Genomic DNA, 25,214 nt, shown 5'->3' with positions numbered 1-25,214 from the left:
CTGCGTACGGCCGCTCTTTAAAGGACAAGCAGCTCTTTGGTCGTCCGTGTGAGAAGCTCCGGTCCGGCATCACGCGTCACGAGCGTGTCCTCGATGCGGACGCCGCCCATACCCGGCAGGTAGACACCAGGCTCGACGGTGACCGGAACTCGATCCTCTAGTCTAGCGTGCCCGGCATCACTGTCTGGCTTCGGCGGAGCCAGGAACGGCACCTCGTGGATCTCCAGCCCGACGCCGTGTCCCAGGCCGTGCCCGAAGCGCTCACCGTGCCCGGCCGCGGTGATCAGGTCGCGGGCCGCGGCGTCCACCTCGTGGGTGAGCGCGCCCGGCCGTACGGCGTGGCGGCCGGCCCGCTGGGCGGCCCTGACCAGGTCGTAGAGCTCCCGCTGCCAGGCGGCGGGCTCCCCGATCGCCACGGTCCTGGTCATGTCGGCGTGGTAGCCGTCGTACAGCGCCCCGAAGTCCATGGTCACGAGGTCTCCCCGTTGCAGGGGACGCTCCGAGGGCGAGTGGTGCGGGATCGAGCCGTTCGTGCCCGAGGCGACGATCGAGTCGAAGGCGGGCTTGTCCGCGCCCAGCTCGATCATCCGGGTCTCCAGCGCCCTGGCGACCTCCCGTTCGGTCACTCCGGGCCGCAGCCTGGGCAGCACGTCGCCGAAGGCCTGGTCGGTGAGCGCGCAGGCGGTGCGGATGAGGTCGATCTCCTCCTCGTCCTTGACCCTGCGCACCGACTCGACCAGCCCGCTCAGCCGCGGCAGGTCCCCGCCGAGACGGAAGTAGTCGGCCACGGACATGTGGTGCGCCTCGACGCCGACCCGGCCCGCCGCCGTCGCGACCAGGCTTCCCGCGACGTCGCGTTCCTGGCGCACCTCGACATCCGGGCACAGGCGCCTGGCGGTCTCCGTGTAGCGGGAGTCGGTGGCCAGCGTGGCGGTGCCGTCCGCCGTGACCAGCACCGCGGCGTTCGAGCTCGCCAGGCCGGTCAGGTAGCGCACGTTCACCCCCCGGGTGACCAGGACGGCGTCCACGTCGTGGGCGGGCAGCAGCTCCGCCAGACGCGTACGGCGCGTGGCGTGGGTGGCGGTCATGCCTCGCATGCTATTGACCTCCTCCGCCCCTGTCTCCACCCCCGCCCGCCACACCTTGGGCGGCGGCGGGCGGGAGAGGCGGTGGCGGGCCGCAGGTGCCGCCCGCCACCTCGGGGCGTCAGGCGGGGGCGGGGGCGCCCCCGGTGACCAGCGGTCTGGCGGACGTCTCGTCCAGGGGCAGCGGCGGGGCGTTCAGCACCGCCTCGTCGAGACGGCCCTCGGAACGGGCGACGAGCACGGGCACCACGATCTGCCCGGCCACGTTCGTCGCCGTACGGATCATGTCGAGGATCGGGTCGACGGCCAGGAGCAGGCCGACGCCCTCAAGGGGCAGGCCGAGCGTGCTCAGGGTGAGGGTGAGCATCACGACCGCGCCGGTCAGGCCCGCGGTCGCGGCGGAGCCGACCACCGAGACGAACGCGATCAGCAGGTACTGGCCGAGGCCGAGCGGGACGTCGTACACCTGGGCCACGAAGATCGCGGCGAGGGCGGGATAGATCGCGGCGCAGCCGTCCATCTTGGTGGTCGCCCCGAAGGGCACCGCGAAGGAGGCGTAGTCGCGGTCGACGCCCAGGCGTTCGACGGTGACCCGCTGGGTCAGCGGCAGGGTCCCGATCGAGGAGCGGGAGACGAAGGCCAGCTCGATCGCGGGCCAGGCGTTGCGGTAGAAGGTCAGCGGGCTGACCCGGCCGACGAGGGCGAGCAGCAGCGGGTAGCTCACCAGCAGCACCAGCAGGCAGCCGATGTAGACGCCCGCTCCGAGCTTGGCCAGCGGGGCCAGCAGGTCCCATCCGTAGGCGGCGACGGACTTGCCGATCAGGCCCGCGGTGCCGATCGGGGCCAGTCTGATGACCCACCACAGGGCCTTCTGCACCAGTTCGAGCACCGAGCGGCTGAGGACGAGGAACGGCTCGGCCGCCTCGCCGACCGCCAGGGCCGCCGCGCCGAGGACGACCCCGATGAAGACGATCTGCAGGACGTTGAGCTCGGTGAAGGCCGTGACGACGTTGGTCGGGATGATCCCGGTCACGAAGTCGAGCCAGGTCCCCGTTCCGTCGAGGTCGGGGGCCTTGGCCCCGGCGGTGGAGATCGTGACGCCCTCGCCGGGGTTGATGACCAGGCCGAGGCCGAGGCCGATGACCACCGCGATCAGCGAGGTGACCAGGAACCACAGCAGTGTCTTGCCCGCGAGCCTGGCGGCTCCGCCGACGTTGCGCAGGTTGGCGACACTGACCACGACCGCGGTGAGGACGAGCGGCGGGACGGCGAGTTTGAGGAGCTGGACGAAGAGCCTGCCGACCTCGGTCAGGGCGGTGGTCAGCCAGGCGATCTCGCCCGCGCGGGCGAGGAAGCCGAGTGCGGCACCGGCCACCAGGCCGAGCAGCAACTGCAGGGAGAAGGAGACTTTCTTCATGAACGCGACTCCGACGTGAGAACGTGCCCGCGCGGGGCGGGAGGGGAGCGGGAAATGCGTTCAGTGACAGAGCTGGCCGTTCAGGCGGCACAGATCCACATACGGCCGCCCGACGAGCAGAGGGGTCACCGGGGAGAACCTCACAGGGCGTGAAACCACCTATTCTGGTAGGAAATTTCATCTATACCTGTGATCAGTATCACGTTCTCCCCGGCCAGAGAAGGCCCGGGCAGGGCTCAGGAGGCGAGTTCCCCGACCTTCTCGACGAGCCGGACGCGCTCGGCGTGGGTACGGCCGAGCGGGGTGACGTTGACGGTCGTGACGCCGGAGTCGCGCATCGCCTGCAGGCGGTCGCGCACATGACCCTCCGGCCCGATCAGCGAGACGGCCTCAAGCAGTTCCCTGGGGACCAGCGCGGCCGCCTCCTCCTTCTTGCCCGCGAGGTAGAGGTCCTGGATCTCCTCGGCCTCCTTCTCGTAGCCGTAGCGGCGGGCCAGGTCGTTGTAGAAGTTCCTGCCCTTGGCGCCCATGCCGCCGATGTAGAGGGCCGCGACGGGACGTCCGAGGTCGACCAGGCCCGACACGTCGTCGCCGATGGCCAGCGGGGCCTGGGCGATGACGTCGAGGACTCCCAGCGAGGGGTCGCGCCTGGCCCCGCCCGCGGCCAGGGAGGCCCCCCAGACCTCGGCGGCCTTCTCCGGCATGTAGAAGATCGGCTCCCAGCCCTCGGCCAGCTCGGCGCACAGTTCGACGTTCTTCGGGCCGATGGCCGCGATCACGATGGGGATGCGCTCGCGGACGGGGTGGTTGATGAGCTTCAGCGACTTGCCCAGCCCCGTCCCCTCCCCCTCGGGCAGCGGAAGGGTGTAGTGCCTTCCCTCGTACTCCAGGCGCTCGCGCCGCCACACCTGCCTGCAGATCTCGACGACCTCCCGCGTGCGGCCGAGCGGCGCGGTGTACGGCACGCCGTGGAAGCCCTCGATCACCTGCGGCCCCGAGGCGCCGATGCCCAGGGTGAAACGGCCGCCCGAGACGTAGTCCATGCCGGCCGCGGTCATGGCCAGCAGGGCGGGGGTGCGCGAGTAGATGGGCAGGATGCCCGAGGCGATCTGCAGCCGCTCGGTCCTGGCCGCGATGTAGCCCATCTGGCTGACCGCGTCGAAGCTGTACGCCTCGGCGACGAAGACGATGTCCAGCCCCGCCCTCTCGTAGTCGGCCAGCTCGTCCACGGTCTCCTTGAAGCCCCCCGCGTAACTCAGGGCCATACCGATACGCATCGTCAGGATCGTCCTTCCCGCGCCACAGGAACCGAATGTTATTCCGTTCTCTCTGCCCAGAAGGCTATCGACTCCCTCCGGCCCGCTCCAAGACCCGCGCCGCCCGCACGAGGCCGGTAGCGTACGGGTCTCGGGCTCGGGAGGCCCGTGCGGGCGGGGGTGGACGGCCCGCGATGGTGGCGCGGACGAGGAGCGGTGTGCTGAGGCGGGCGATCATGGTGCTTGCGGGGGCGCTCGCCCTCGTTCTCGGCGGCCACGGACTCCTGCCCGACCTGGGAGGGTTCACCCCGGTGCTGGAGAGCCTGCTGCCCTGGCTCGGCGTCACCGTCCCCTTCCTGCTGCTCGGCGCCCTGGTCACCCGGTCGTGGCCGGTGATCGTCGCCGCGCTGCTGCCCGCGACCGTCTGGGGGATCATGTTCGGCCCCACGCTGCTGCGCGCCGTCCCCGGCGGCCCGAGCGACGTCTCGGTCGCCACGATCAACGTGGGGGCGGCCAACGGCGACTCGGCGCAGGCCGTACGGACCGTCTCCGGCGGACGGGACCTGGTCGCCGTGCAGGAGCTGACCGAGGGAGGTCCCGCGGCCAAGGAACTCGACAACCGCTTCCCGCACCGCTACCAGGTGAACACGGTCGGCCTGTGGAGCAGGTTCCCGATCCTGCAGGCTCGCCGGGTGGACATCGGCCTCGGCTGGGCCAGGGCGCTGCGGGCGGTCGTCCAGACGCCGAAGGGCAGGCTGACCGTCTACGTGATGCACCTGGCCTCGGCCCGTCCCGGCCAGACCGCCCAGCGGGACGAGACCCTCACCCAGGCGGGAAGGCTCGTCGAGCGCGACGGCAGCCGGCGCCTTCTCCTGCTCGGCGACCTCAACACCGCCACGACCGACCGTAAGCGCTCCGGCCTGGTGCCGCCGCTCCTGGACGCCCAGCAGGAGGCCGGGACCGGGTTCGGCTTCACCTGGCCCGCCTCCTTCCCCGTGACCAGGCCCGACCACATCCTCTACCGGGGCCTCACCGCGGCCACCGCGGGCGTCGAGGCCGCGGCGGGCAGTGACCACCGCGCCGCCGTCGCCTCCTTCCGGCTGCACCGGGAGACCCCCTGATCTCAGCCCCGCCGTCGCCAGGCCGCCAGGTCGCCGGGGGTGTCGATGTCGGCCGGGTCGCCCACGTCGTCGCAGGGCACCTCGACGACCAGTTCGGGGTGCGCCCTGAGGAAGGCCCTGGCGCCCACGTCACCGGCCGCGAGCCCGGCGACCTCGGCGAAGTGCTCCCTGGCGACCAGCACCGGGTTCCGCCGCCTGCCCGCGTAGGTCGCGACGGCCACGGAGGCCCCCAGGCGCGCGGCCTCGACCAGCCGGAGCACGGCCCGCGGCCCGATGGACGGCTGGTCGGCCAGGGCGATCACCACCCGCTCCGCGTCACCGGGAAGCGCCGCCAGGCCGGTCCTGAGTGAGGAGCCCATGCCGCTCCGCCAGTCCGGGTTGCGCACGACGACCGCCCCGCGCACCTGAGCGTCCGCGGCCCCGAGCACGACGACCACGGGATGGCAGCCGCCCTCACGCAGCAGCCTGACCCCCCGGTCGACCAGCCGCTCACCGTCCAGCTCGACCAGCGCCTTGGGGGTGCCGAGCCGGGAACCGCCGCCTGCGGCCAGCAGCAGCCCCGCGCTCGCCGCCCGCGTCATGTCCGGCGGCCGGGCGCGTGGATGCGGCCCGAGCCGTCGCTCAGCGGCCGTCCCGAGCCGCCCCAGCGCAACTGGATCAGCTCGGCGGCGATGGAGACCGCGGTCTCCTCCGGTGTCCGCGCGCCCAGATCGAGGCCGATCGGGGAGCGCAGCCGCCCGAGCTCCTCCTCCCCCAGGCCCGCCTCGCGCAGCCGCGCCAGCCGGTCCTCGTGCGTACGGCGTGAGCCCATCGCCCCGACGTAGATCGCCGGGGTGCGCAGCGCCACCTCCAGCAGCGGGACGTCGAAGCGGGGGTCGTGGGTGAGCACGCAGATCACGGTCCGCTCGTCCACGGTGACCGAGCTGAGGTAGTCGTGCGGCCACTTGACGACCACCTCGTCGGCCTCGGGGAAGCGCCTGGCCGTGGCGAAGACGGGACGCGCGTCGCACACCACCACGTGGTAGCCGAGGAACCTGCCGATCCTGGCGACCGCGGCGGCGAAGTCGATGGCGCCGAAGACCAGCATCCTGGGCGGCGGGGCGAAGGAGTGCACGAAGACCGCCAGGTCGTCGAGGCGCCGCTCACCGTGCGGGCCGTACCGGCGGATCCCGGTGAGGCCCTGGGCGAGCATGCCGCGGGCGTCGTCGTCGACCGCGTCGTCCAGCCTGGCCGGGCCCAGCGAGCCGGAGGCGCGCTCAGGGCCGACCACCCGGCGGGCCCCGACGGCGCCCGGGCCGGACAGCACGGTCGCGACCGCGACCGGCTCGTGTTCCCGCACCGCCGCGGCGACCTCCCCCAGCTCGGGGAACGTCCCGCGCGAGACCGGCTCGACGAAGACGTCCAGAATCCCCCCGCAGGTCAGCCCGACGGAGAAGGCGTCGTCGTCGCTCACCCCGTAGCGCCGCAGCACCGGGGTCCCCGAGGCGGCCACCTCACGGGCCAGCTCGTAGACGGCTCCTTCGACGCAGCCACCGGACACGCTGCCCGCCGCCTCCTCCCCGAGGACGGCCATCGAGGCTCCCGGTGGCCGGGGCGCGCTGCGGAAGGTCTCGACCACGGTCGCCAGTCCGAACGTCTCACCCGCCTCCCACCAGCGCGTGATCTGCGAGAGGATGTCACGCATTCCGCCCTCCCAACAGCCGGGCCAGCGCCTCGAAGGCCGCCAGGCTGTGCCCGGCCACGAAGTCGTCCACGTACGGCAGCGCCGCCCGCATCCCGGCGGTGAGCGGGCGGTAGCCCTCCTGCCCCTTGTGCGGGTTCACCCAGATCACCCGGTGGGCGGTCCTGGACAGCCTGGCCATCTGCGCGCCGAGCAGCGAGGCGTCGCCCCGCTCCCACCCGTCGGAGGCGATGACGACGGTCGCGCCCGCCGCGTCGTGCAGCCGCAGGAGGCTCCGCAGTTCCTCACCGAGGCGGGTTCCGCCGTTCCAGTCGGGAATGGCGGCGGAGACGGCCTCCATCGCCGCCGCCGGGTCGCGCGGGCGCAGCTCGGCGGTGATCCTGGTCAGGCGGGTGCCCACGCTGAACACCTCGGTCGCCCTCGGCTCCGCGCGCACCAGGGCGTGTCCCAGGCGCAGCAGTGTGTCGGCGTAGGGGGCCATGGAGCCGCTGACGTCGACGAGCAGCACGACCCCGCGGGGCCTGGTGCGGTGGGCGCGGTGGCGCAGCCGTACGGTCTGGCCGCCGTGCCGCAGGGTCTCGCGGATCGTCGCCCCGCCGTCGAGGCGCCCCCTGCGGGAGGGGCCGAACCGTCGTGACCCGCGCCGCTCGCGATCCACCCGCAGCAGGGCGAGCAGGCGCCGTGCCTCGGCCAGCTCGGCACCGGTCATCGCGGCCACGTCCCTGTTGCGCAGGACCTCCGCCGGGCTGGCGGCCGCCGCCCGCTCCTCACCGTCCCCCGCCTGTCCCCGGGTGCCGGTCAGGGTCGTGACGCCCCGGGTGACGTTGACCGTGGGCGGGGGAACCGGACGTGCCCGCGTGCCGCCGAAGTAGGCGTCGAAGACACGGTCGTAGCGGGGCAGGTCGTCGGGACAGGCGCACAGGGTGAGTCTGCCCGCCCAGTAGACCCCGCGCGGGGCGGCCGCGCCGAGGACGGCCAGCGCGCGCAACAGGGCCTGGGTCCGCTCGTGGTCGGCGGGCACCCCGGCGGCGCGCAGCGTCCTGGCGAACCCGGTCATGACCGCGACCAGGTCGCGTCCCGCGTCCTCCACCGCGTCCTCCACTGTGTCCACCGGCTCCTCCAGGGGGCCCTCAGCCACGGGAGACATCGAAGAATCCGTTCCCGAGGACCGTCTCGTGGTCCTCACGGTGCTTGAGCAGGGCGCCCAGCGTCGCCGCGGCCAGGCCGGGGTCCAGCTCCCTGGCGCCCAGGGTCAGCAGTGCCTCGGCCCAGTCGAGGCTCTCGGCGACGCCGGGCGGCTTGACCAGACCGGCCTCGCGCAGCCGCCCCGCGGCCCCGGCCACCTGCTCGGCCAGGGTCCTGGAGCAGCCCGGGAGCCTGCGCAGCAGGATCGTCACCTCCCGCTCGAAGGAGGGGTGTTCGAGCCAGTGGTAGAGGCAGCGGCGTCTCAGCGCGTCGTGCAGCTCGCGGGTGCGGTTGGAGGTCAGCACGACGACCGGCGGGCTCTGCGCCCGGACCGTGCCGAGCTCGGGGATGGAGATCGCGAAGTCGGACAGCACCTCAAGCAGGATCGCCTCGAACTCCACGTCGGCCCGGTCGACCTCGTCGACGAGCAGCACGCTCGGCTGGGTCTCCACCGCCTTGAGCAACGGCCTGGCGATCAGGAAGCGCCGGTCGTAGACCTCCCCCTCAAGCCGCGCCGCGTCGGTGATCCCGCTCGCCTCCGCGGCCTTGAGGTGCAGCAGCTGGCGGGCGAAGTCCCAGTCGTAGAGCACCTGGGGGCCGTCGAGCCCCTCGTAGCACTGCAACCTGATCAGCGGCGCGCCGAGCACCGTGGCGAGCGTCCTGGCCAGCTCGGTCTTGCCGACCCCGGCCTCACCTTCGAGCAGCAGCGGGCGGCCCATCCGCAGCGCCAGGAACGCCGCCGTGGACAGCCCCTCGTCCGCGAGGTAGGCGCACCGGTCGAGGAGTTCCCCCAGATGTCCCGGTGACTCCACGTCAGAGATCTTGACCGTCCCCCTCAGCACCACCTCAGGCTACGCCGCGGGGGCCGCTGACGAGGCATCGACGGGGCACTGATGGGACAGGGCACGTGGGGCGGACGTGGCGGTCGTCTCCCCGGCGTATTCTCACCCCTCGTGAAGAACGTTCTGCGGCGGATCAACACGCCGTCGAGGGTCGTCGTGGCCGCCTTCCTGGTCGTGGTCATGTCGGGCTCGGCGCTGCTGTCGCTGCCTGTCGCGGTCGAGGCCGGGCGGGCGGCGTCGTGGACGTCCGCGCTCTTCACCGCGACGTCGGCGGTCTGCGTGACCGGCCTGGCCGTACAGGACACCGCGACGCACTGGTCGGTCTTCGGTGAGCTGGTGATCCTGGCGCTGATGCAGATCGGCGGGTTCGGGATCATGACGATGGCCTCCATCCTGGCGCTGGTCGTCTCCGGCAAGCTCGGCCTGCGCGCCAGGCTCAACGCCCAGGCCGAGACCAGGACCCTGGGCCCCGGCGAGGTGCGCCGCCTGATCGCGGGCGTCGCCAAGGTGACGCTGGCCGTCGAGGCGCTGACCACGGCCGTGCTGGCCGCCCGCTTCCTCATCGGGTACGGCGAGTCGCCCGGCCGCGCCCTGTACCAGGGGCTCTTCCACGCGGTCTCCTCCTTCACCAACGCCGGCTTCACCCTGTGGCCGGACGGCGTCGTGCGCTTCGTCCACGACCCGTGGATCTGCCTGCCACTGGCTATCTCCGTGGTCGTCGGGGGGCTCGGCTTCCCCGTCTACACCGCGCTCCGCCGCGGCTGGCACAGTCCCAGGCTCTGGTCGCTGCACGCCAGGATCACCGTGGGGATGACCGCGGTCCTGCTGTTCGGCGGGGCGCTGGCCGTCGCCCTCACCGAGTGGGAGAACTCCGCGACCCTGGGAGGCCTGCCGCCCTGGCAGCGGATCATGGCGGCGTTCTTCCACAGCTCCATGACCCGCAGCGGCGGCATGAACTCCGTGGACGTCTCACAGATGCACGAGACCACCTGGCTGATCAGCGACGTGCTGATGTTCGTCGGAGCGGGCAGCGCGAGCACCGGCGGCGGCATCAAGGTGACGACGTTCGCGCTCCTCGGCTACGTCATCCTGGCCGAGCTGCGCGGTGAGCCCGACGTCACGGTCGGCCGCCGCCGCCTGCCCGAGCAGCTCCAGCGCCAGGCGCTGACCATCGCCCTGCTCAGTGTGGCCTCGGTGGCGCTGGGCACGTTCGTCCTGATGGCCCTCACCCCGTTCAAGCTCGACCGGGTGCTGTTCGAGGTGGTCTCGGCGTTCGGCACGGTCGGCCTGTCCACCGGGATAACCGGCGATCTCGGCACCCCGGGACACCTGGTGCTGACGGTCCTGATGTTCGTCGGCAGACTGGGGCCCGTGACACTCGGCGCGGCGCTGGCGCTGCACGTCCAGACCCGCAGGTTCCGTTATCCGGAGGAGGGCCCTCTCGTTGGCTGACAGGAAGGACCGCGGCGACGCGGTCGCGGTGATCGGCCTCGGCCGGTTCGGCAGCGCGCTGGCGCTCGAACTGGCCGAGCGCGGCGTCGAGGTGCTCGGCGTGGACAGCGACCCCAAGATCGTGCAGCAGCTGTCCGGGCAGCTCACGCACGTGGCCTGCGCGGACTCGACCGACCCGGACGCGCTGACCCAGCTGGGCGTCGAGGAGTTCGGCAGGGTCGTGGTCGGCATCGGCGGCGACATCGAGGCGAGCATCCTGACCACCTCGATCCTGGCCGACTTCGGTGTGCCGGACATCTGGGCCAAGTCGATCAGCCGCCAGCACAGCCGGATCCTGGACCGGGTCGGCGCGCACCACGTGGTGCAGCCCGAGTACGACATGGGAGAGCGGGTCGCGCACCTGGTGACCGGGCGGATGCTCGACTACGTCGAGATCGACGAGGGCTACGCCCTGGTCAAGACCAAGGCGCCGGGCTGGGCGGTGGGCAGGACGCTGGGCGAGCTGGGCATCCGCACGAAGTACGGCGTGACCGTGGTCGGGATCAAGAGCCCCGGCGGCAGGTTCACCTACGCCACCTCCGACACGGCCATCCACGGGAACACGGTTCTGCTGGTCGCGGGCGAGACGGGTATGGCCGAGCGTTTCGCCGAGGAGACCTGAGACGCCCCGGCGTCGTCTCCGGCCCGGCCGCGCAGGCCGGGCCTCAGTCGTCGTCCCCGGCCCGTCCGCCGCTACCGCCCTCGTCCCTGGCCTCGCCGCGTTCCCTGATGAGCGCGGCGAGCTGACGGACCTGCTGGACGGTCCGTTCCTTCTCCGAGCCCTGCAGCCCCATGGCGCCGATCGTCGCGCCGTCGGTGAAGTCGATCTTCGCCCAGGGCTCGCTGTCGGTCAGCGTCACCGCGAGCACCTCCGGCCACTCGTAGCGGTGCACCCGCAGCGCGTTGACCAGGGTGACGCCCTTCTCGTCCGCCTCGACCCGGCAGCGGCCGAGCAGGTGCAGCACCCCGGCGACGGCGGCGCCGAGCACCACCATCGCGACCTTGTCGACCACGGTGAACGGCGGCGGCAGGAGGATCGCCAGGACCACGGCTCCAACGATGATCAAACCGGCGAAGCCGTACGCCACGACGCGTCCCTTCCTCGGCCGCCACACGACGGGCAGCTCGGGGGGCGAGACGTTCTCTTGACTCACCTGGAGATCACGTTCCTTCGGGAAAAGCACCGGTCACGGCGATAGGAAACCTACCGCACGCCCCGGCCGGCCCCGCGTCCAAGACGCTCGGGAACCTCAGGCGTCCCTGAGGTCCCGCAGCAGCAGCGCCGTCTCCAGGGCCGCGACGGTGGCCTCGTAGCCCTTGTCCTCGTGGCTGCCGGGCAGTCCGGAGCGGTCGAGGGCCTGGTCGAGGGAGTCGCACGTCAGCACCCCGTTGCCGACCGGCGTGCCCTCGTCGAGTGAGACACGGGTGAGCCCCGAGGTGACCGACTCGCAGACGTAGTCGAAGTGGGCGGTCTCCCCGCGGATCACCGCGCCCAGGGCGACCACGGCGTCGCAGCGCCTGGCCAGCGCCTGGGCGACGACCGGGATCTCCAGGGACCCGGCGACGCGGATCACCGTCGCGCTCGCCCCGCTGTCCGTGCTGGCCAGCACCGCCCGCGCCACGAGCTGATCGGTGATCTTCTCGTGCCAGCGGGCGGCCACGATGCCGACGGTCAGCCCGGCCGCTTCGACGGCCTCGGCCTGGGGACGTCCCGCGCCGCTCATACGTTCTCCTTGTTGATCTCGTGGCCCAGACGGTCGCGCTTGGCCGTCAGGTACCTCTCGTTGTGGGGGTTCATCGCCACGGGCATCGGCTCACGGCCGAGGACCTTGACCCCGTAGCCGTCCATGCCCCGCAGCTTGGCGGGGTTGTTCGTCAGCAGCCTGACCGACTTCACCCCCAGGTCGGCGAGGATCTGGCCGGCGTTGGAGAACTCCCTGGCGTCGACCGGCAGGCCGAGCTCCAGGTTGGCGTCCACGGTGTCGCTGCCCGCGTCCTGCAGGCCGTAGGCCCGCAGCTTGGCCAGCAGCCCGATGCCACGGCCCTCGTGCCCGCGCAGGTACACCACGACACCACGGCCCTCGGCGGCGATCTCCGACATCGCGTGGTCGAGCTGGACCCCGCAGTCACACCGCAGGGAGCCGAACACGTCCCCGGTCAGGCACTCGGAGTGCGCCCTGACCAGGATGTTCTCCCCGTCCTCCAGATCGCCGTAGACCAGGGCGACGTGCTCGCCGCCGTCCAGGGCGCTGGCGTAGCCGTAGGCGCGCCACATCCCGTACGCGTTGGGCAGGCGGGTCTCCGCGACCCTGCTCACCATCCGTTCCGTGCGGCGCCGGAACTCGACCAGCTGCTCGATGGAGACCAGCGCCAGGTCGTGCTCGTCGCAGAACTCGCGCAGCTCGGGCAGCCGCTTCATGGTCCCGTCGTCGTTGACGACCTCGGCGAGGGCTCCGGAGGGCCGCAGCCCCGCCAGCCTGGCCAGGTCCACGGCCGCCTCGGTGTGGCCGCGCCTGACCAGCACGCCGCCCTCGCGGTAGCGCAGCGGGAAGACGTGGCCGGGCCGTACCAGATCGTCGGGCTCGGTGGCCGAGTCGCACAGGGTGCGGATCGTCCTGGCGCGGTCGGAGGCGGAGATGCCGGTGGTCACCCCGTCGCGGGCGTCGACGCTGATCGTGTAGGCGGTGCGCAGGCGTTCCCTGTTCTCGTGCACCATCAACGGCAGGCCGAGCCGGTCGAGGTCCTCACCGGGCAGCGAGACGCAGATCACGCCGCTGGTGTGCCTGATGGTGAAGGCCAGCAGTTCCGGTGTCGCCTTGGCCGAGGCGAAGATGATGTCACCCTCGTTCTCACGGTTCTCGTCGTCGACCACCACGACGGGTCTGCCCTCGCGAATGTCGGCGATCGCCCGCTCTATGGGGTCAAGCTCGGTCACACAGCCTCCTTGGGGACGAGCACGGTCCTGGACCGGTACTCCTTGAGCCAGTTGAAGAGTCCGATGAGGACAAGGACGAAGAAGACCCCGTAGACGGCCCCCGAGACGACGAGACCCGAGCTGAAGGCCAGTGGCACGCCGACCAGGTCCACGGCCACCCAGATGATCCAGAAGTCCACCAGCGCGCGCCCCTGGGCCCAGGTGGCGACGGCGCTGCCGACGAAGATGTAGGCGTCCGCCGCGACCAGCAGGTAGCCCCTCGGCGGCGGCACCAGCGCGCCCCAGGAGAGCTTGGTCACGAAGAACAGCACGCCGACGAAGGCCGTGCCCAGCAGCATCGTGGCGGCCATCGCCAGCCGTTCCCAGCCGGTCGCGGGCCGTACGGCCAGGCCCTGGCCCGCCCGGGTGCCGCGGGTCCAGCGCCACCAGCCGTAGACGGCCAGGCCGCCGAACATGAGCTGTTTGAGGGCGTTGCCGGTGATGTGGGCGCTGAGGGAGGTGATGAACAGCAGGACCGCGGCGGTGAGCTGCACCGGCCAGGTCCATATCGATCTGCGGATCGCCAGCAGCACGGTGGCCAGCGCGGCCACGTTGCCGACCAGGTCGGTCCACAGGACCTTGACCCCGAGAAGCTGGAAGCCCTCGTTCACCCAGTTCATGACCCGTTCCCGGGGGCGTAGGCGCCGACGAGCCGCTCCACGTGCTTGGCGATCACGTCGACTTCGAGGTTCACCGGGTCGCCCGGCTGCTTGGCGCCGAGGGTGGTCAGCCGCAGCGTGGTGGGGATGAGGCTGACGGAGAAGCCCTCGTCGTCCACGCCGACCACGGTCAGGCTGACCCCGTCGACGGCGATCGAGCCCTTCTCCACGACGTAGCGGTTCAGCGCGGCGGGCAGGGAGATCCGCACGACCTCCCAGTGCTCGTCCGGCTCACGCGCGAGCAGCACGCCGGTACCGTCCACGTGGCCCTGCACGATGTGGCCGCCGAGGCGCTGGTCGGCGCGGACCGCGCGCTCCAGGTTGACCCTGGAGCCGGGGCGCAGGGCCCCCAGGCTGCTGCGGTCCAGGGTCTCCTTCATCACGTCGGCGGTGAAGACCTCCCCCTCGACGTCGACCACGGTCAGGCAGACCCCGTTGACGGCGATCGAGTCGCCGTGCCCGGCGTCGCCGGTGACGACCCCGCCGCGGATCGACAGCCTGGCGGCGTCGCGCAGCGTCTCGATCTCCGCGATCTCGCCGAGTTCCTCAACGATTCCGGTGAACATTCACAGCTCCTTCGCAGGGCGTGCGTAGATGACATCGGGAGTGAACCCGCGCGGGGCCGCCCGTCTTCCTGGCCTCACGGGGCCTGCCGGGACCGGGGAGCCGGTACGGCGGGCGTTTCCCAGGACGTGGGCACGTGGAAGCCGGCCAGGCCGTACGGGTTCACCGGGAGAGGCCGTGGAGATCGCGGGGACACGGCGGGCGAGACGGAGGAGGGGACCGGCGGCGCCGCGACCACGCGCGGGCAGGCCGGTCGGCTGACGCGGGTGCGCCCGACCACACATCCGGGACTCCTACTCGCCGGTAGCTTTCTGCCACGGCGGGCCCCGGGGGATCACAGGCACGTACACCCATTGGCGGCGAGGCGCCCCACCAAGGGACGTCCCTGCCGCCCGCGCGCTTCCTCCCATCCGGACTTTGACCGTCGGTCCTGGAGTTTCACCAGGTCAACCGGCCGATGGCTTCGGACGGGTCGCGGACTGTAACCGCCGGCTCGGAATTTCACCGACCCCGGAGCACGCTGCTCTCCCTCCAGTGTGCCACGTCCGGCAAAAGATGACGTGTCCCCCTCCCACCAGATGGAACAACCGGACATCGGGGAGAGGCACACCGCGCACCCTCGCGCCCGGGCCGGGCACGGTGGTACGAAGGGAACAGGGGCGAAGGGGGCACGGGGCCACAGGGGGCCGAGCGGGACCCGGACGGGTCACCCATAGTCAACACGCGTTCACGCACTCACCCGGCGGCCGGACCGCCTTCCGCCCCACCTGCGGACACCACACGACGAGAGGTGACACGACGGCCACACAGACCGTCATGGTCGTGTCATAGGTATGTCACAAATCCGTGAATAAGAGACGGTGGGGAATCTCATCATTCCATCCGACCCCCCACCCAGGTCAATGGAATTGCAGCCACAACCTGATCTATATTGCACAACAAAAAAACAAGTAACAGCTAGGCCATTGATTTGCCCCTGACTGTTTTGCAATGGTTCCCCCAGATCCCGCTCAGTCATGCTCGTTGGGGGCTCCCGCACGATGACCATCCCTGCACCTGCCGCGACCACCGCCGATGAGGCGCCCGTGGTGAAGGCACCGGAAACGGTGGGCCGCTCACCAGGGCAGCTGATGTGGCTCCGCTTCCGCCGTGACCGGACCGGGGTCGCCTCGGCCATCGTGGTGATTTTCTTCATCCTGGTGGCGATACTCGCACCGGTGATCTCCTGGCTGTACGGCAAGGACCCGTACACCCTCTACGGCCAGGACACCCCGGGCCTGCTCAACGACTTCGGCTATCCGATCGCCCCGAACGGCGGCATCAGCTCGGAGTTCTGGTTCGGCATCGAGCCGAACCTCGGCCGTGACGTGTTCACCCAGCTGGTCTACGGAATCAGGACCTCGCTGCTGATCGCGCTCATCACGACGATCCTCACCACGCTGATCGGCATCGTGATCGGCATCGTGGCCGGATACTCCGGTGGCAAGACGGACTACGTCATCGGCCGCGTGATCGACACGGTGCTGTCCTTCCCCTCGGTGCTGTTCATCATCGCGTTCATGCCCGTGGTGGAGAACCTCTTCGTCAGTCCCGACCAGGAGACGCCGGTCTGGCTGCGCGCCGTGACGCTGGTGCTCGTGCTGACGTTGTTCGGCTGGGCCGGTCTGGCCCGCCTGTTGCGCGGCCAGGTCCTCACGCTCCGCGAACGCGAGTTCATCGAGGCCGCCCGGGTGACCGGCGCCTCCCCCGCGCGGATCGTGTTCAAGGAACTGCTGCCCAACCTGTGGACGCCGATCCTGATCCAGGCGACGCTGCTGCTGCCCGCGCTGGTCACCTCGGAGGCCGCCCTGTCCTTCCTCGGCGTCGGCATGATCGAGCCGATCCCCGACTGGGGCAGGATGTTCCGGCGCGGTACCGAGGTCTACCAGAACGACATCACGTACCTGATCTTCCCGGGCGTCGCGCTGGTGATCTTCGTGATCGCCTTCAACCTTCTCGGCGACTCCGTCCGCGACGCCTTCGACCCCAAGCTCAAGCGCTAGCCCCAGCTCAAGCGCTGAACAGATAGGAGAGAGATGACAGTCAGAAAGCGGTCAGCCGTGGCCGTCCTGGCCATCGGTGTGCTGGCCGTCACCAGCGCCTGCGCCGAGGGCAACCAGGGGGCTCCGGCCGCCCAGCCGTCCGGCAGCTCCAACGGTGCCTCCTCGGCCCCCGCCGCCGCCTACAAGCCCGCGGTCATCACCCAGGGCACCGCGGAGGACTCCAAGGGACCCGCGATCCCGCCGGAGGGCGTCGTCAAGGGCGGAACGGTCACGATGATCGACCGTGACGACTTCTCCCACCTCGACCCCGCGCAGATCTACGTCAACACCGAGGCGAACTTCGCCCGGCTGATCTCCCGCACCCTGACCGGCTACAAGCGCGTCGCCAAGGGCGAGTTCAAGCTGGTCGGCGACCTGGCCACCGACACCGGCACCCAGTCCGACGGCGGCAAGACCTGGAAGTTCACGCTGAAGGACGGCGTGAAGTGGCAGGACGGCACGCCGATCACCTCCGCGGACGTCAAGTGGAGCATGGAGCGGACCTTCGCGCCGTTCGTCACCCAGGGCCCCACCTACATCCAGCAGTGGCTGACCGACGTCGACTTCAAGAAGGCCTATCCCGGCCCGTACGACGGCAAGGAACTCGACGCGATCGAGACGCCGGACGACAAGACGATCATCTACAAGTTCAAGACGCCGCACGCCGACGCGGCCTACGCCTTCGCCATGGCCGGTTACGGCATCGTGCCCAAGGCCAAGGACACCAAGGAGCAGTACGACAAGGAGCCTGTCTCCAGCGGGCCGTACATCATCAAGTCGCACGTGGTCGACAAGACCATGGACCTTGAGCGCAACCCGAACTGGGACCCGGCGACCGACCCGATCCGCGGCGCCTACCCGGACAAGTGGCACCTTGAGTTCGGCTTCGAGGCCCTGCAGGTGACCGACCGCCTCGTGGCGGACTCCGGCGCCGACCAGACCGCCTTCACCTTCTACGCCTCGACGCCGCCGGAGCGTCTGCAGCAGGTGCTGAGCGACCCCAACCTGGCCTCCCGCCGGATGAACAGCCCCTCGCCGTACGGCAACTACTACTACTTCAACCTTGACCGGGTGAAGGACCCCAAGGTCCGTCAGGCCATCAACTACGCCTGGCCGTCCAAGCAGATCCAGCAGGTCATGGGCGGCCCGGCCGCCGCGGCGCTGCCGACCACGATTCTCAACGAGAACACCACGGTCGGCTACCAGTCCTACGACCTGTTCAACAAGGAGACCAAGCCCGAGGGTGACGTCGAGAAGGCCAAGGAGCTGCTGGCTCAGACCAGCACCCCGACGCCGACCATCGTCTACGCCTACAACCAGACGCCGGTCCAGGAGCAGGTGACCGTCGCGATCAAGAGCGCCCTGGCGAAGGCCGGCATCAACGTCGTGGCCAAGCCGCTCGACCGCAAGACCTACTACGACTCGATCGGCAAGCTCGGCAACCAGTTCGACATGTACTGGGGCGGCTGGGGCGCCGACTGGCCGTCCGGCTCCACGGTGCTCCCGATCATCTTCGGCCCGGTCGCCGAGGGTGCGCCCAACTACTCGCACCTGAAGGACCCGGCGCTCACCGCCGAGATGGACAAGATCACCGCCATGACGGACATCGACGCGGCCAACGCCGCGTGGATGGCGCTCGACAAGAAGATCCAGGAGACGATCACCCCGCTGGTCGTCGCGGAGAACCGGATCGCCACCATGCTCCACGGTTCCAAGGTGGGCGGTGCCGAGATCGACCCGCAGCAGTGGATCGTTCAGCCGGACACCATCTTCGTGAAGCCGTAGAGACGGCAAAGGCCGTGGCCCCGCTGACAGGCGGGGCCACGGCCCGCGGGGGCTTCACGGCCCCCGCGGCGGTCTCCCAGCAACCGTCGGGAAACGGGCCATGTTTCGATTCATCACTCGCCGCACCCTCGGCGCCGTGGTCACCCTGCTGATCATCGCCGCGTGCACGTTCTTCCTTTTCTTCGCCGTTCCAGCCGACCCCGCCCGGCTCGCCTGCGGCAAGGTCTGCCCGCCCGAGCTGCTGGAGCAGGCGCGGCACAACCTGGGACTGGACCAGCCGCTGTTCGTGCAGTTCCTGACCTGGGTCGCCGGCATCTTCGTCGGCCGCGACTACGAGGGCCTGGGCAACTGCGCCGCCCCCTGCCTGGGGTTCTCCTTCGTCAACAAGGCCCCGGTGCTGGACACGATCCTCGACCGCATGCCGTTGACCGTCTCGCTGACGATCGGCGCGGCCGTCGTCTTCCTCCTGTTCGGAGTGGCGACCGGTATCGTCGCGGCGCTCAGGCAGGGCAAGGCGCTGGACAAGATCGCCAGCGTCTCCTCCCTGATCGGCGCCTCGCTGCAGATCTACTTCGTCGGCACGCTGGCGCTGTACTTCCTCGTCTACCACAACCACATCCTGCGGCAGCCGCGCTACGTCCCCATCACCGAGAACCCGCTGGACTGGGCGATGGGGCTGATGCTGCCCTGGGTGGTGCTGGCGATCATCTTCACCGCCAACTACACCCGTATGACCCGTTCGACGATGGTGGAGCAGCTCTCCGAGGACTACGTCAGGACGGCTCGGGCCAAGGGCATGCAGAACCGCTCGGTCGTGATGAGGTTCGCACTGCGCGGCACCCTGATCACCATCGTCACCATCCTCGGCGTCGACCTGGGCACCCTGATCGGCGGCGCGATCATCACCGAGCAGACCTTCGGCCTGCAGGGAATCGGGCAGCTGTCCATCAGGGCCGTCTGGAGCTCGGACCTGCCTATGCTGATGGCGACGGTGATGGTGGCCGCAGGCGCCATCGTCGTGTTCAACATCATCGTGGACGTCTTGTACGCCGTCATCGACCCCCGCGTGCGGCTGAGCTAGGAGCTGGAAGAAGTGTCGAACCCGTTCCTGTCGGTCCGTGACCTGACCGTCGACTTCCACACCGAGGACGGCCTCGTCCACGCGGTGGACGGGCTCTCCTTCGACGTGGAGAAGGGCACCACCCTGGGGATCGTGGGCGAGTCGGGATCCGGCAAATCGGTGACCAACCTGACCGTGCTCGGCCTGCACAACCCGGAGACCACCAAGATCAGCGGTGAGATCCACCTCGACGGTCAGGAGCTGATCGGCGCCTCCCGGTCCACCATGGAGAAGCTTCGCGGCAACAAGGTCGCGATGATCTTCCAGGACCCGCTGACCGCGCTCTCGCCGTACCACACGATCGGCAGGCAGATCGGCGAGGTCTACCGCAAGCACACCGGCGCGAGCAAGTCCGAGTCCAGGGCCCGCGCGATCGAGATGCTGACCCGGGTCGGCATCCCGCAGCCGAAGACCCGTGTGGACGACTACCCGCACCAGTTCTCCGGCGGCATGCGGCAGCGCGCGATGATCGCGATGGCCCTGGTCTGCGACCCGGACCTGCTGATCGCCGACGAGCCGACCACCGCGCTTGACGTGACCGTGCAGGCCCAGATCCTGGACCTGCTCAAGGAACTCCAGGACCAGACCGGCACCTCCATCATCATGATCACGCACGACCTGGGCGTGGTCGCCAACACCGCGCACAACGTGCTGGTGATGTACGCGGGCCGGGCCGTCGAGCGCGGCACGGTCAAGGAGGTCCTCGACACCCCGCGTCACCCCTACACCTGGGGTCTGCTCGGCTCGATGCCGCGGCTGAGTTCCTCGGTCGACATCCCGCTCAAGCCGGTCCGCGGCACCCCGCCGAGCCTGCTCAACGTTCCCTCCGGCTGCCCGTTCCACCCCAGGTGCGACTACATGGACCAGGCGGGACCCGAGCTGTGCAAGGGTGAGCGGCCCGAACTGTCCCCGCACCGCGGCCACGGCGACGCGTGCTATCTGACCCTCGCCCAGAAGCGGGAGATCCACAAGTGAAGCAAGGACGGCCAGTGAACGGGCTTGGCGGCTCGCGGACGCCGTCTGCGAGGGAGGACGCGTGAGCGAGGAACTGCTGGAGCTGTCCGGACTGGAGAAGCACTTCCCGGTGACGGGCGGGCTGATCTTCAAGCGGCAGGTCGGCAAGGTGCACGCGGTCGACGGGCTCGACCTGACCGTGCACACCGGTGAGGCCCTCGGCCTGGTCGGCGAGTCAGGCTGCGGGAAGTCGACCACGGGACGGCTCGCCGCCCGGTTGCTCGAACCCACCGGGGGCTCCATCCGCTACCGGGGCCACGACATCACGCACGCAGGCCGCAAGGAGCTCAAGCCGATCAGGTCCGAGATCCAGATGATCTTCCAGGACCCGTACTCGTCGCTCAACCCCCGCCACACCGTGGGCACGATCATCAGTGGCCCGATGGAGATCAACGGCATCGAGCCGCCCGGTGGCAGGGAGAAGCGCGTCAAGGAGCTTCTGGAGACCGTCGGTCTCAACCCCGAGCACTACAACCGCTTCCCGCACGAGTTCTCCGGCGGTCAGCGCCAGCGCATCGGGGTCGCCCGCGCGCTGGCCCTCAACCCCAAGCTGATCATCGCCGACGAGCCGGTCTCCGCGCTTGACGTCTCGATCCAGGCGCAGGTCGTCAACCTGCTCCAGCAGCTCCAGAGGGACCTGGGGATCGCGTTCCTGTTCATCGCGCACGACCTGGCCATCGTCAGGCACTTCTCGCAGCGGGTCGCGGTCATGTACCTCGGCAAGATCGTCGAGATAGCCGACAGGTCCTCCCTCTACGAGCGCCCCCGGCACCCCTACACCCACGCGTTGCTGTCGGCGGTGCCCGAGGCGACCACGGAGGCGGGTGCCCGCGAGCGCATCCGCCTCGCCGGGGACGTGCCCTCCCCCATCGACCCGCCGTCCGGCTGCCGCTTCCGCACCCGCTGCTGGAAGGCACAGGACAAGTGCGCGACCGAGGAGCCGCCCCTGGTCCGGCTGGAGGGCAACAAGGAGGGGCATCTGACCGCCTGCCACTTCCCCGAGGAGCCGACCGTCAGCGGCGAGGGCGTGATCCTCGACCCGGCCCTGCAGGGCTAGCCCGCCCGCTCCACGCACTCTCGCGGCTTCTCGAAGGCCCCGGGGCCGCCCAAACGGCGTCCCGGGGCCTTCGAACGTCTGGAGGCTGTCAGGCCTTCTCCGCCGCCGACCGCAGCTCGTCGATCGCACGGGCCGGGTCGGCGGCGCCGTAGACGGCGCTGCCCGCGACGAACACGTCGGCCCCGGCCTCCGCGCAGCGCTCGATCGTCTCGGCCGAGACCCCGCCGTCGACCTGCAGCCAGATCTGGCCGCCGTGCCCGTCGATCAGCCCGCGGGCCCGGCGGATCTTGGGCAGCACGATGTCCAGGAACCGCTGGCCGCCGAAGCCGGGCTCCACGGTCATCATCAGCAGCATGTCGACCTCGCCGAGCAGGTCCTCGTACGGCTCGACCGCCGTGGCGGGGTTCAGCGCGAGCCCGGCGCGGGCCCCCGCGGCGCGGATCTGCCGCAGGGTGCGCACCGGGGCCTTGGCGGCCTCCACATGGATCGTCACGCTGCCCGCCCCCGCCTCGGCGTAGGCAGGTGCCCAGCGGTCGGGGTCCTCGATCATCAGGTGGCAGTCGAGCGGCGTCGAGGTCGCCTTGAGCAGCGACTCGACGACGGGCAGACCAAGGGTCAGGTTGGGCACGAAATGGTTGTCCATGACGTCCACGTGCAACCAGTCGGCGTTGGGCACCGCCGCGGCCGCCTCCGCGAGGCGGGCGAAGTCGGCGGACAGGATGCTGGGCGAGATCTGTACGGCCATAGTGCGGCCGAGTCTATTGGGCGCCGCCCTCCGGTCACCGGGCGGGCGGAGCCCCCGCGCGCGCTCAGAGTTTGAGCCGCACGTCGTACTCCTCAAGCCAGGCGTTGAGCCCGAGGAAGCCGTCCAGCGCCGCCCTGCCGTCCAGGTCCGCCTCCCCCTCCTGCCGGTCGAGGACGGCTCGCACCCTGCCGAGGTCGGCCAGCTGCGCGGCCGCGACCCCACCCCGGTCGAGCAGCCCGGCGACCTGCTTGCTGAGGGCCTGGTCGTAGGCGGGGTCCTGGGTCGTGGGGTAGGGACTCTTTCGGCGTTCGAGCACCGAACCGGGCAGGATGTCCGCCGCCGCGGCGCGCAGCACGCTCTTCTCGCGCCCGTCGAAGCTCTTGATCGACCAGGGGATGTTGAAGACGTACTCGACCAGCCGGTGGTCGCAGAACGGCACCCGGACCTCAAGGCCGACGGCCATGCTCATCCGGTCCTTGCGGTCGAGGAGGTTCTGCACGAAGCGGGTCAGGTTCAGGTAGCCGATCTCCCGCATCCGCCGCTCCAGCCCGCCCTCCCCTGCCAGCCTGGGCACCTCGTCGAGCGCCTCCCGGTAGCGCCTGGCGCGGTAGGCGGGCAGGTCGAGTTCCCGCAGCAGCTCCTCGCTGAGGATCCCGACCACCCCGTTGAACCGCTCGACGCCCGGCATCGCCAGCCACGGGAAGGTGTCGCCGCCGACCGCGGCCGGTTCGTGGAACCAGCGGTAGCCGCCGAAGACCTCGTCGGCCGACTCCCCGGACAACGCGACCGTCGAGTGCTCCCTGATCGCCCTGAACAGCAGGTAGAGCGAGGTGTCCATGTCGCCGAGCCCGAGCGGCAGATCGCGCGCCCGCAGTACGGCGGCGCGCGCGGCGGGGTCCATGAGGTCGGCCGGGTCCAGGACGATGGAGGTGTGGTCGGAGCCGACGTGCCGGACGACGTCGAGGACGTACGGCGTGTCCGGGGTCGAGCGAATCGCGTCCGGGGTGAAGTTCTCGTCGTAGCCGGCGAAGTCGACGGAGAAGGAGCGGACCCCCTCCTTGCCCTCCTTCCGCAGCCGGTCCATGGCCAGCGCGGTGACCGTGCTCGAATCGAGGCCGCCGGACAGCAGGGTGCACAACGGCACGTCGGAGACCAGCTGGCGCCCGACGACGTCCTCCAGCATCCCGCGCACCGTCCGTACGGTCGTCCCGAGGTCGTGGGGGTGCTCGCGGGCCTCAAGCCGCCAGTAGAACCGCCTGCTCAGGCCCGCACGGCTCACCCGGATCACCTGGCCTGGCCGCACCTCGTGCATTCCCCGGTAGACGGCGTGTCCGGGCGTCTTACTGAACGCGTAGATCTCCCGCAGGCCGTCGAGGTCGACCACGGCGGGCTGGGCGAGCGGGTTGGCGAGGATCGCCTTCGGCTCCGAACCGAACCGTCCACAACCCCTCGTCGTCGGGCCCCCGGCAGGCCATCGTGTCGGTCATGGCCTGCGCGACGTCCCGGGACGACCCAAGGTCACGCTCGAAGTCCACCCACCCGGAGATTCCACACATCAGTAAATCCCCACGTCCTATCGGCGATTTCCTGCATTGTCCGCAGAACCGATATTCATCTCAACGTGGGGGCAAGATTCGGACTTCCTTAACCTATCTTCACAAAGAGTTCAAATCCCGTTACCGGCGGCGCAGCAGGGCGAGGAACATCGCGTCCGTACCGTGGCGGTGCGGCCAGAACTGCGCGTACGGCCCCTCACCCAGCCCCTCGACGCCGGGCAGGAAGGCACGGGCGTCCAGCGCCTCGGCGTCCGCACGGCCGCGCAGCGCGTCGCCCACGACGGCCACCGTCTCCGCCAGATGCGGCGAACAGGTCACGTAGGCGACGACCCCTCCGGGACGGACGGCCTCCAGGGCGTGCGAGAGCAGCTCCCGCTGGAGCGCGCCCAGCTCGGGAAGGCTACGGGGATCACGGCGCCAGCGCGCCTCGGGGCGGCGGCGCAGCGCGCCGAGACCGGTGCAGGGCGCGTCGACCATGACCCGGTCGAAGACACCCGGCCGCCAGGCGGGCACCGTACCGTCCGCGGCGACCACCGCGGCCTGACGGGTGGCCTGCCTGACCAGACGGGCGCGGTGGTACTGCAGCTCGGCCGCCAGCAGCCTCGCCCCGCCCCGTACGGCCAGCGCGTCCAGCAGGCCCGCCTTCCCGCCGGGACCGGCGCACATGTCGAACCAGCGGCTGTCCCCGCCCTCGACCGGGACCCGCGTCAGCGCCAGCGCGACCAGCTGACTCGCCTCGTCCTGTACGGCGGCGCGCCCCTCGGCCACCGCCAGGATGGAGCCCGGATCACCCTCCTTCAGGTAGGCCGCGTACGGGGAGTACTCGCCAGGCTCGGCGCCCGAGGCCAGGAGTTCCTCGACCGAGGCCCGTCCGGGACGGGCGACCAGGGTGACGCGGGGACGCTCGTTGTCGGCGGCCAGCAGGGCGGCGGTCTCGTCGAAACCACCGCCGACGGCGTCGCGCAGCGCGTTGACGATCCACCGGGGGTGGCTGTGGGCGACCGCCAGGTGGCCGACCGGATCCTGCTCGGGATCGGGAGCCACGATCGGGACCCACTGGTCGAGCGAACGGCCCGCGACCTTCCTGAGCACCGCGTTGGCGTATTTCGACGCGCCTGTACCCACCCGCAGCCGCACCAGGTCGACGGTCGTGCCGACGGCGGCGTGCGGCGGGACACGCGTCTTGAGCAACTGGTGCACGCCGAGCCGGATCGCGTCGAGCAGCGGCGGATCGAGGTCCTCGGGGGGACGGTCACTGCAGGCGGCGATGACCTCGTCGTAGGTGCCCAGCCCGCGCAGCGTCCCGTAGGCCAGCTCGGTCGCCAGGCCCGCGTCACGCCCGGAGAGCCGGCGCTCCCTCAGCAGGGCGGGCATCAGCAGGTTGGCGTAGGCGTCCCGCTCGTCCACCGCGCGCAACAGGTCGTAGGCGACGTTCCTGGCCTCGTCACGGACCGGCTTCGGCGGGCGCGGGCGCCTGTTCCCCCGACCCGCCCCCCGCCGCTCTCCGCCGCCGTGAGAGGCGGCCTGATCGTCCCGTGAGTGGCCCGCCGCGCGGCGGCCGCCGCTCCCCCGCTCGTTCAT

Annotated in this window: 23 protein-coding genes and 1 riboswitch; of the genes, 8 read left to right on the top strand and 15 right to left on the bottom strand. The window is 70.7% G+C overall.

What is annotated here, in order from left to right:
* Nucleotides 1-17: 17 nt before the first annotated feature.
* The 3 genes from ACIBVQ_RS03130 to ACIBVQ_RS03120 form a co-directional block, all read right to left on the bottom strand.
* Nucleotides 18-1,088, bottom strand: coding sequence for a M24 family metallopeptidase (locus ACIBVQ_RS03130; protein WP_399175261.1), 1,071 nt, complete (start codon nucleotides 1,086-1,088; stop codon nucleotides 18-20).
* 118 nt (nucleotides 1,089-1,206) lie between these two features.
* The gene (locus tag ACIBVQ_RS03125; RefSeq protein WP_399175259.1) at nucleotides 1,207-2,502 is read right to left on the bottom strand and encodes a dicarboxylate/amino acid:cation symporter; all 1,296 of its coding nucleotides are present in this window, start codon (nucleotides 2,500-2,502) and stop codon (nucleotides 1,207-1,209) included.
* A gap of 236 nt (nucleotides 2,503-2,738) precedes the next feature.
* Nucleotides 2,739-3,779: an LLM class F420-dependent oxidoreductase gene (locus ACIBVQ_RS03120; protein ID WP_399175257.1), complete on the bottom strand. Its 1,041-nt coding sequence runs from the start codon at nucleotides 3,777-3,779 to the stop codon at nucleotides 2,739-2,741.
* 197 nt (nucleotides 3,780-3,976) lie between these two features.
* Between ACIBVQ_RS03120 and ACIBVQ_RS03115 the strand changes: the two genes are divergently transcribed.
* Entirely contained in the window at nucleotides 3,977-4,879 is a 903-nt protein-coding gene (locus ACIBVQ_RS03115; RefSeq protein ID WP_352008982.1) for an endonuclease/exonuclease/phosphatase family protein, read from the top strand.
* A 2-nt stretch (nucleotides 4,880-4,881) separates the two neighbouring features.
* On the opposite strand, the gene ACIBVQ_RS03110 is transcribed toward ACIBVQ_RS03115, so the two are convergent.
* The 4 genes from ACIBVQ_RS03110 to ACIBVQ_RS03095 are packed head-to-tail and all read right to left on the bottom strand — an operon-like array spanning nucleotide 4,882 to nucleotide 8,587.
* On the bottom strand, nucleotides 4,882-5,460 hold the full coding sequence (locus tag ACIBVQ_RS03110; protein WP_362778585.1) for a nucleotidyltransferase family protein: 579 nt from the start codon (nucleotides 5,458-5,460) through the stop codon (nucleotides 4,882-4,884).
* A complete protein-coding gene (locus ACIBVQ_RS03105; protein WP_352008980.1) occupies nucleotides 5,457-6,563 on the bottom strand; it encodes an XdhC/CoxI family protein in 1,107 nt (368 codons plus the stop codon). Before ACIBVQ_RS03105 ends, ACIBVQ_RS03110 begins: the two co-directional genes overlap by 4 nt.
* Nucleotides 6,556-7,671 carry a VWA domain-containing protein gene (locus tag ACIBVQ_RS03100; protein WP_399175254.1) on the bottom strand — a complete coding sequence of 372 codons (1,116 nt, stop codon included), beginning with the start codon at nucleotides 7,669-7,671 and terminating at the stop codon, nucleotides 6,556-6,558. Before ACIBVQ_RS03100 ends, ACIBVQ_RS03105 begins: the two co-directional genes overlap by 8 nt.
* 19 nt (nucleotides 7,672-7,690) lie before the next feature.
* Complete coding sequence (locus tag ACIBVQ_RS03095; RefSeq protein WP_399175252.1) at nucleotides 7,691-8,587, bottom strand: AAA family ATPase; 897 nt, start codon at nucleotides 8,585-8,587, stop codon at nucleotides 7,691-7,693.
* 111 nt (nucleotides 8,588-8,698) lie between these two features.
* Here ACIBVQ_RS03095 and ACIBVQ_RS03090 point away from each other — a divergent pair, with 111 nt between their 5' ends.
* Nucleotides 8,699-10,039 (top strand): TrkH family potassium uptake protein, encoded by a 1,341-nt coding sequence (locus ACIBVQ_RS03090; RefSeq protein WP_399175250.1) that lies wholly within the window; start codon nucleotides 8,699-8,701, stop codon nucleotides 10,037-10,039.
* Nucleotides 10,032-10,700: a TrkA family potassium uptake protein gene (locus ACIBVQ_RS03085; RefSeq protein ID WP_352008976.1), complete on the top strand. Its 669-nt coding sequence runs from the start codon at nucleotides 10,032-10,034 to the stop codon at nucleotides 10,698-10,700. The genes ACIBVQ_RS03090 and ACIBVQ_RS03085 overlap by 8 nt, the downstream gene beginning before the upstream one ends.
* Before the next feature lie 43 nt (nucleotides 10,701-10,743).
* On the opposite strand, the gene ACIBVQ_RS03080 is transcribed toward ACIBVQ_RS03085, so the two are convergent.
* The 5 genes from ACIBVQ_RS03080 to ACIBVQ_RS03060 form a co-directional block, all read right to left on the bottom strand.
* The gene (locus ACIBVQ_RS03080) at nucleotides 10,744-11,232 is read right to left on the bottom strand and encodes a PH domain-containing protein (RefSeq protein ID WP_362916579.1); all 489 of its coding nucleotides are present in this window, start codon (nucleotides 11,230-11,232) and stop codon (nucleotides 10,744-10,746) included.
* A 96-nt stretch (nucleotides 11,233-11,328) separates the two neighbouring features.
* The gene (ribH, locus tag ACIBVQ_RS03075) at nucleotides 11,329-11,802 is read right to left on the bottom strand and encodes a 6,7-dimethyl-8-ribityllumazine synthase (RefSeq protein WP_399175248.1); all 474 of its coding nucleotides are present in this window, start codon (nucleotides 11,800-11,802) and stop codon (nucleotides 11,329-11,331) included.
* Complete coding sequence (locus ACIBVQ_RS03070; protein ID WP_352008973.1) at nucleotides 11,799-13,013, bottom strand: bifunctional 3,4-dihydroxy-2-butanone-4-phosphate synthase/GTP cyclohydrolase II; 1,215 nt, start codon at nucleotides 13,011-13,013, stop codon at nucleotides 11,799-11,801. Before ACIBVQ_RS03070 ends, ribH begins: the two co-directional genes overlap by 4 nt.
* Complete coding sequence (locus ACIBVQ_RS03065) at nucleotides 13,010-13,672, bottom strand: nicotinamide riboside transporter PnuC (protein ID WP_399175246.1); 663 nt, start codon at nucleotides 13,670-13,672, stop codon at nucleotides 13,010-13,012. The genes ACIBVQ_RS03070 and ACIBVQ_RS03065 overlap by 4 nt, the downstream gene beginning before the upstream one ends.
* Entirely contained in the window at nucleotides 13,669-14,277 is a 609-nt protein-coding gene (locus tag ACIBVQ_RS03060) for a riboflavin synthase (RefSeq protein WP_352008971.1), read from the bottom strand. The genes ACIBVQ_RS03065 and ACIBVQ_RS03060 overlap by 4 nt, the downstream gene beginning before the upstream one ends.
* Before the next feature lie 390 nt (nucleotides 14,278-14,667).
* Nucleotides 14,668-14,798, bottom strand: a riboswitch (FMN riboswitch).
* Between the two features lie 565 nt (nucleotides 14,799-15,363).
* Here ACIBVQ_RS03060 and ACIBVQ_RS03055 point away from each other — a divergent pair.
* From ACIBVQ_RS03055 to ACIBVQ_RS03035, 5 genes are all read left to right on the top strand, one after another.
* The gene (locus tag ACIBVQ_RS03055; RefSeq protein WP_362778594.1) at nucleotides 15,364-16,317 is read left to right on the top strand and encodes an ABC transporter permease; all 954 of its coding nucleotides are present in this window, start codon (nucleotides 15,364-15,366) and stop codon (nucleotides 16,315-16,317) included.
* A 33-nt stretch (nucleotides 16,318-16,350) separates the two neighbouring features.
* Nucleotides 16,351-18,141 carry an ABC transporter substrate-binding protein gene (locus ACIBVQ_RS03050; RefSeq protein WP_386189980.1) on the top strand — a complete coding sequence of 597 codons (1,791 nt, stop codon included), beginning with the start codon at nucleotides 16,351-16,353 and terminating at the stop codon, nucleotides 18,139-18,141.
* Nucleotides 18,142-18,241: 100 nt separating this feature from the next.
* The gene (locus ACIBVQ_RS03045) at nucleotides 18,242-19,222 is read left to right on the top strand and encodes an ABC transporter permease (RefSeq protein WP_399175243.1); all 981 of its coding nucleotides are present in this window, start codon (nucleotides 18,242-18,244) and stop codon (nucleotides 19,220-19,222) included.
* Between the two features lie 12 nt (nucleotides 19,223-19,234).
* Nucleotides 19,235-20,236, top strand: coding sequence for an ABC transporter ATP-binding protein (locus tag ACIBVQ_RS03040; protein WP_352008967.1), 1,002 nt, complete (start codon nucleotides 19,235-19,237; stop codon nucleotides 20,234-20,236).
* Between the two features lie 61 nt (nucleotides 20,237-20,297).
* A complete protein-coding gene (locus tag ACIBVQ_RS03035; RefSeq protein WP_352008966.1) occupies nucleotides 20,298-21,332 on the top strand; it encodes an oligopeptide/dipeptide ABC transporter ATP-binding protein in 1,035 nt (344 codons plus the stop codon).
* Between the two features lie 88 nt (nucleotides 21,333-21,420).
* Here the strand turns inward: ACIBVQ_RS03035 and rpe are convergent, their stop codons facing one another.
* The 3 genes from rpe to ACIBVQ_RS03020 all read right to left on the bottom strand — a co-directional run bounded on the left by rpe (nucleotide 21,421) and on the right by ACIBVQ_RS03020 (nucleotide 25,214).
* Nucleotides 21,421-22,077: a ribulose-phosphate 3-epimerase gene (gene rpe, locus ACIBVQ_RS03030; RefSeq protein WP_352008965.1), complete on the bottom strand. Its 657-nt coding sequence runs from the start codon at nucleotides 22,075-22,077 to the stop codon at nucleotides 21,421-21,423.
* A 64-nt stretch (nucleotides 22,078-22,141) separates the two neighbouring features.
* A complete protein-coding gene (locus tag ACIBVQ_RS03025; protein ID WP_399175240.1) occupies nucleotides 22,142-23,461 on the bottom strand; it encodes an asparagine synthetase B family protein in 1,320 nt (439 codons plus the stop codon).
* Between the two features lie 292 nt (nucleotides 23,462-23,753).
* Nucleotides 23,754-25,214, bottom strand: coding sequence for an RsmB/NOP family class I SAM-dependent RNA methyltransferase (locus tag ACIBVQ_RS03020; RefSeq protein WP_399175238.1), 1,461 nt, complete (start codon nucleotides 25,212-25,214; stop codon nucleotides 23,754-23,756).

This window comes from Streptosporangium sp. NPDC049376, from assembly GCF_044466505.1.
Lineage (GTDB): Bacteria > Actinomycetota > Actinomycetes > Streptosporangiales > Streptosporangiaceae > Streptosporangium.
Note: the sequence above shows the minus strand (reverse complement) of the source record. Positions and strands in the feature narration are given on the sequence as shown.